We start from the raw sequence: 6,094 nt of genomic DNA, 5'->3' as shown, positions 1-6,094 counted from the left end.
TTATTTCCGATGCAATCTACTTCCTATTCTTTATTGCTTCCGATACAATCTACTTCCTACTCCCTATTCCCTATATTGATTTTTATGATTAACTCATCTTCTTCCTACTTGCTGCTTGCTGCTTCCTTTTTAAATCAAATAACTAGCTATTTAATCACTATATTTTTTATTGGCTTTCCTCTGCCAAGTTTGGCAGAAACTGTATTAGAAAAAATTCAACAAACAGGGGTACTAAAAGCGGGAGTCAGAAGTGATGCTGTTCCATTTAGCTACATCAACAGTCAAACCAATCAATTGGAAGGTTATTCAGTTGAATTAATTAAATTAATTCATCAACGTCTAGAGCAAGAGTTAGGGAAACCCATAAAACTAGAGTTGCAAAAAATATCTCTAGAAGAACGTTTTCAGTTAATCGAAGATGGAAAACTAGATATTGTCTGTGCCGCTACAACTATTAATAATGCCAGGGAGGAAGTAGTGGATTTTTCTATTCCTTTTTTCACTACAGGAATTCAATTGTTAGTAAAAAAAACAGATGCAGAAAGGTTTGACCCAATCAAAGGTACTAGAGAAAAAATATCAATAGGCTTATTACAAGGCACAACTACTGAAGAAGAATTTCGCCCTATTTATCCCAATGCAAATTGGCAAGCAGTATCTGATAGAGCAGAAGGAATTAATGAATTATCTCAGGGTAAAATTGATGCTATTGCTAGTGACGGTATTTTGTTACTGGGAGCAGTTTGGCAACAAAATAAAAATTTTAATGAGTTTGATCTAATTCCCAAAATTCCTTTTACTTTTGAAAATTATGGTTGTATTTTGCCACTGGCAAATTCAGACTGGGATAAATTTGTTGATACTACTATTGCTAGTGATGAAAATACCCAACTTTTACATCAGTGGTTTGACCCGAAAAAAGGTAAATTTCCTTATGAAAGCTTTAGATAATCTCTGAAAATATAGCAATTCTTAACTATGAGTGATGTAAGCATTCAGCGGTTAGCTATTAGCTATTAGCTTCCGAAACATATCTACATTTCTCGACAGACAATTGTATCGGTTGACAACTCAAACTCGTTGTTCTTGTGCTTCAATTCTCTTGCTTCAATTCTCTGGTTGAAAATTTAGTATAAGTTAAACGAATACTTGCTTCATTAATTAGACATCTCCGAAAAACAATAGACTTGTTGCTAGAGTAGGCAACAGGCAACAGGAAATATATTTTTAGGAAAAAGATCTAATATCATGTCCGGATAATTAGTGATAAAAAAACTTTCTCCTTTTTATATCTTCTTTTTGCCTCTCTTCGCTCCTGACTCCTGACTTCTCCGTCTTTATTTAGAACTATTTAATCGGACATGATATAAAAAAGGATTGTTTCTGGTAAATTTTTCTTGATTCAGTTAGTTGTATGCAATGATTTAAGTCCCATTATTTATTTTCTGGAGATATCTATTCATTAAAAAGCTGACTGCTGAGTGCTAATAGCTGAATACTTATACCAATTCACTTTAAAGATGTCACAAGTAGTTTCAAACTTTAAATGTCAAATAATTGCCTCAAACTGTTGTCTTGTCAAACTTTTTAGCCTATCCAATCTAACTTCTGAATTCTGAATTCTGAATTCCGTGAAACGGTATTACAGTATGATTTTCTGAATCAATCTTTGAATACCTGTATCAAAATAATGAGGCAGGATAAATTTGAGTTACAAAATTAATCAAATAAAATCCTGTTTATTAATTCTGCTGCCAGTATATTTCAAAGAAAATTTATGATTAACCAAATAATGAAAATAGACGAATTATTAAGGCAATATGCAAGAGGAGAAAGAAATTTTAGTGGTCTATACTTACATGAAGTACATTTACTAGAAGCTAACTTAGAAGGTGCTAATTTTTTTGAAGCTGACTTAACAAATGCCAACCTCAGTAGGGCCAATCTCAGTCGAGTAAATCTGGCCAAAGCTAATCTCAGTGGAGCGAATCTAATTGGAGCCGATCTAAGTGAAGCAAATTTGTCTGGTGCCGTTTTAGTAGGAGCCAAACTTAACAAAGCAGATTTAACAAGAGCAAAACTAACCAGAGCAGACCTAAGTCGTGTTAATTTTAGTCAAGTTAATATGATAGATGCTGACCTCTCAAGAGCTATCCTTTATGAAACAGATTTACATGGAGCTAACCTATATGGTGTTAATTTCCGACGAGCTATTCTAAATGAAGCTGATTTAATTGGTGCTAATCTAACCAGAGCAGACATGGCAGGAGCAGACTTAATTGAAGCAAATCTAATGAGAGCAGATTTAACAGAGGCTATTTTAAGTGCTGCTGACTTGAATGGAGCGAGTTTTTTGGGTGCTAATATTTCTGATATTAATTTGAGTGGAGCAGCTCTCCAAGCAACAGTTATGCCAGATGGCACAAGTTATGAAGAATTTAGCAGAGTTATCCCAACTTGAGAGGAAGGCAGGAGGCAGATAGAGGACAGAAGGTAGAAGGGAAGAGGCTTCAAATATCCCAACTTAATCTAGAAACTGGAAACCGGGTTTATTGTTCCACCGAGACTTTTGTAGTTTCCCCTGAGAAATCGGGTTTCTTAACCTTCCATATTTAGGTTTCTTGTTTCACCGAGACTTTTATAGTTTCCCCTGAGAAACCCGGTTTCTTAACTTTCCATATCTAGGATTAGATTTATTTATTTGGTGTTAACATAGCAGCAAAATATGCTATTTTTTAAAGATTTAAAAAATGAGACTCAAAATCTTTTCTGCTGTCTTAGTTTTTACTACAGTTTATCCTAATCTTTCAGCTATTGCCGAGAATTTTCAACATACACAAAAGTTACTATCTAGTAAACAATGTCCAAATTGTGAATTAACTGGTGTTGGTTTGGTATTGGCAAATCTTCAAGGTGCTAACCTGGAGGGAGCTAATTTGGGTGGAGCTAATCTCAGTCGTGCGAATTTAACTGGTGCGAATTTATCTGGTGCAAATTTGGCTGGTACAAGTTTATTTGGTGCGAATTTAACTGGTGCGAATTTATCTGGTGCAAATTTGGCTGGTACAGATTTAAGAAGTGCTTATTTAACTGGTGCAAATTTAACTGGTGTTGACCTTAAAAATGCTTTTTTATTGGGTGTTGTGGGAATGCCATCTAATGTGGGTGAAGCTGAGGATTTTTATCGGTTAGGAATTGCAGAAGCAAAGGCAGGACATTATAAGGATGCTGTTAAATATTATAACCAAGCTATTAGTATGAAATCTGATTTAGCTGCTGCTTATTTTGCTAGAAGTATGGCTTTTGCAGATTTGGGAAATCTTGATGCAGCTCTTGCAGATGCAGAAAAATCTCGTGAAATTTTTGTTTCTAAAGGTAGTAAAGAGGGTGAGGAATTATCACAATATTTGGTTGAAATTATTGACCTACGTTTGAATCCTCCAGAACCAGAAAAGCCTAATCAATTTGTACACGCTATTGGTTCTTTACTTCCTTCTTTATTAAGGTTGGCATTTTAATCAGTTATCAGTTATCAGTTATCAGTTATCAGTGCTTCTGGAAATAGTAAGGTTGATTTTTTTCATCTCCTGAAAATGATTATAAATAGGGTTTGCTGAAAAAGTATGTATGGGTGAGGGTAGGAGTCAGGAGACAGGAGACAGGAGACAGGAAGAGTAAGGAATGAGCGAGGAGGCAGAAGGAATAATTGAATTCGTGATTTTTCGGCTCTTGTCAACCCAAAATCCTAACTAGCATGAGCTTTAAGGAGCAAAAACCCTGTACTTTTTCAAGACCTAAAACAGCTAAAACCTTTAGGAATCAATACTTGGAAATTTAATCAGCAAACCCTAAATAATATAAAAAAAGAGGTTATAAACTTGAGGCTAATTTTGTCGTAACCACGGCCAAGGTAAGTTATCTTTTCCAATATATTTGCGAAAAAATAAAAGCTTGTAATCTACTAATTGAACCTTTTGGGAATCTGTATTATAAGACAGAACAAGGGGAGAAACTCCACTTATTGACTGTAGATTATCTATTCTTCTAAGATAATTGATCAATGGTGAGTTTACTTCTATATCTAGATGTTTGAGACGCTCTGCAATCATGTCTTTATGTATACCTAACCGTAGCTCTTCATCACTTGCTTTCATGCAAATATGTAGTAAACTCTCATAAATCGGTTGGGTTGCTTCATTATTAAAACCTCTACTAAATTTTTCACTAAATAAACGATACCTTGGAACTAGCTCTCTACATATTTGTCAACGACAATTTGCTAGAGAGTTAATGTTACTAATAGTACGGTTGCTTCTAGAATTATTATCTGTAATGCCTGATGCTAAACAAACTTTTCCTGCAATAAGCTGCAATAAACCGACATTTCCATTAGAATCATCTAGGATAGATTTTTTGATATTATCGCTAAAGGAAATTTGTAATTTTCTTTCTCCCATTTCAAGAACTTTTTCGAGTTCTTCGTTTTTCCATCGAACATCTATTTCTTCAATACGACGACTTAAATCTCTGTTGTAGTAAGATAAAATATTATCCTCTGACCAGACTCCCATAATAATAAAAGAAACAGAGCAATCCCTAAACACTTTCAAGTCAAATGATAATTTTTCCTTTACTTCTTTTGATAAGTAATGAAAGTCTTCAATTACTACTTTTTTGTTGGTTTTTTGGATTACTTCAGCAATGTAGTTTATGTTATCTAAACTAAAACCTTGAAATCCGTGTTTTTCTTGTCTGCCAATATTTAATACTCCTTTTAACTCAAGTCCTGGAACTGTACCTTTTGCATCTGCAGAACCAGAAATTTTATTTGTTATTTCAGTTGATACGTTAACTTTTGCATGCCTGATAATTTCAGAATATATATGACTAATATCTGTTCTGTTTGTACATTGAACTTTAATACATTTTCCATCTGGTAAATTTTTTCTTCTTAGCATTGTTTTACCCTGTTTTGAAGCACCATGAATAACTAGGTGGCTTCCAGAATCAAGCAAATATCTAAATTTTTGATCGAGATTATTTCTATTAACTTATGTATGTTTAGGAACATCTGGTGAAATTCCAAAAACCTGATTCAATTTCAGTTTGTGAAATGCCATATTGTATTCCTTTCCGAAGAATTATTTGAGTTTCTTAATTTCTCTAGGTTTAGTATTACTAAGGAAGCTAGCTATAATCAAGCTAGTTGACTGACACATCTAAAAATGATGCGTTATGACGGATTGTTCTAAGAGATGGTGAAAATTTCTGACTATTGCGTATAGAGCAATAATTAATTCATTTTCTGAAGCACTCCACCAGAGGGGATGGATTGTGAAAATTTCCGACTATTGCTCTATATGCCAGAGTCAATACATTTTCTGAAGCACCCCACCAGAGGAGATGGATAGTAAAATTTTTCTTCCCCATGCGTATAGAGCAATAATCAATTCATTTTCTGAAGCACTCCACCAGAGGGGATGGATTGTGAAAATTTCCGACTATTGCTCTATATGCCAGAGTCAATACATTTTCTGAAGCACCCCACCAGAGGGGATGGATTGTGAAATTTTCTGACTATTGCGGATAGAGCAATAATCAATTCATTTTCTGAAGCACTCTGTCAGAGGAGATGGGTTGTGAAAATTTCCGACTATTACTCTATACGCCAGAGTTAATACATTTCCTGAAGCACTCCGCCAGAGGAGATGGATTGTGAAAATTTCCGACTATTACTCTATACGCCAGAGTTAATACATTTCCTGAAGCACTCCGCCAGAGGAGATGGATTGTGAAAATTTCTGACTATTGCGTATTGAGCAATAATCAATTCATTTTCTGAAGCACTCTGCCAGAGGGGATGGGTTGTGAAAATTTCCGACTATTGCTCTATACGCCAGAGTTAATACATTTTCTGAAGCACTCTGCCAGAGGGGATGGGTAGTGACATTTTTCTTCCCCATGCGTATAGAGCAATAATCAATTCATTTTCTGAAGCACTCTGTCAGAGGAGATGGGTTGTGAAAATTTCCGACTATTACTCTATACGCCAGAGTTAATACATTTCCTGAAGCACTCCGCCAGAGGAGATGGA

Annotated in this window: 5 protein-coding genes; 3 read left to right on the top strand and 2 right to left on the bottom strand. The window is 34.9% G+C overall.

What is annotated here, in order from left to right; all coding sequences use genetic code 11:
* Positions 1–9 precede the first annotated feature (9 nt).
* The 3 genes from F6K22_RS28155 to F6K22_RS28145 all read left to right on the top strand — a co-directional run bounded on the left by F6K22_RS28155 (position 10) and on the right by F6K22_RS28145 (position 3,518).
* A complete protein-coding gene (locus F6K22_RS28155) occupies positions 10–951 on the top strand; it encodes an amino acid ABC transporter substrate-binding protein (protein WP_293105706.1) in 942 nt (313 codons plus the stop codon).
* Between the two features lie 826 nt (positions 952–1,777).
* The gene (locus F6K22_RS28150; protein ID WP_293105705.1) at positions 1,778–2,461 is read left to right on the top strand and encodes a pentapeptide repeat-containing protein; all 684 of its coding nucleotides are present in this window, start codon (positions 1,778–1,780) and stop codon (positions 2,459–2,461) included.
* Positions 2,462–2,750: 289 nt separating this feature from the next.
* Positions 2,751–3,518 (top strand): pentapeptide repeat-containing protein, encoded by a 768-nt coding sequence (locus F6K22_RS28145; RefSeq protein WP_293105704.1) that lies wholly within the window; start codon positions 2,751–2,753, stop codon positions 3,516–3,518.
* 366 nt (positions 3,519–3,884) lie between these two features.
* On the opposite strand, the gene F6K22_RS28140 is transcribed toward F6K22_RS28145, so the two are convergent.
* The gene (locus F6K22_RS28140) at positions 3,885–4,154 is read right to left on the bottom strand and encodes a hypothetical protein (protein ID WP_293105703.1); all 270 of its coding nucleotides are present in this window, start codon (positions 4,152–4,154) and stop codon (positions 3,885–3,887) included.
* Between the two features lie 111 nt (positions 4,155–4,265).
* Complete coding sequence (locus F6K22_RS28135; protein ID WP_293105702.1) at positions 4,266–5,015, bottom strand: hypothetical protein; 750 nt, start codon at positions 5,013–5,015, stop codon at positions 4,266–4,268.
* Between the last annotated feature and the right edge of the window lie 1,079 nt (positions 5,016–6,094).

Source organism: Okeania sp. SIO2F4 (genome assembly GCF_010672385.1).
GTDB lineage: Bacteria > Cyanobacteriota > Cyanobacteriia > Cyanobacteriales > Microcoleaceae > Trichodesmium.
The sequence above is the reverse complement of the archived record's forward strand: the minus strand, read 5'-3'. Positions and strand labels throughout refer to the sequence as shown.

Coding starts and splice junctions, on each gene's coding strand:
- F6K22_RS28140 (WP_293105703.1), bottom strand. CDS start 4,154: ATGAAAGCAAGTGATGAAGAGCTACGGTTAGGTATACATAAAGACATG.
- F6K22_RS28155 (WP_293105706.1), top strand. CDS start 10: ATGCAATCTACTTCCTATTCTTTATTGCTTCCGATACAATCTACTTCC.
- F6K22_RS28145 (WP_293105704.1), top strand. CDS start 2,751: ATGAGACTCAAAATCTTTTCTGCTGTCTTAGTTTTTACTACAGTTTAT.
- F6K22_RS28150 (WP_293105705.1), top strand. CDS start 1,778: ATGATTAACCAAATAATGAAAATAGACGAATTATTAAGGCAATATGCA.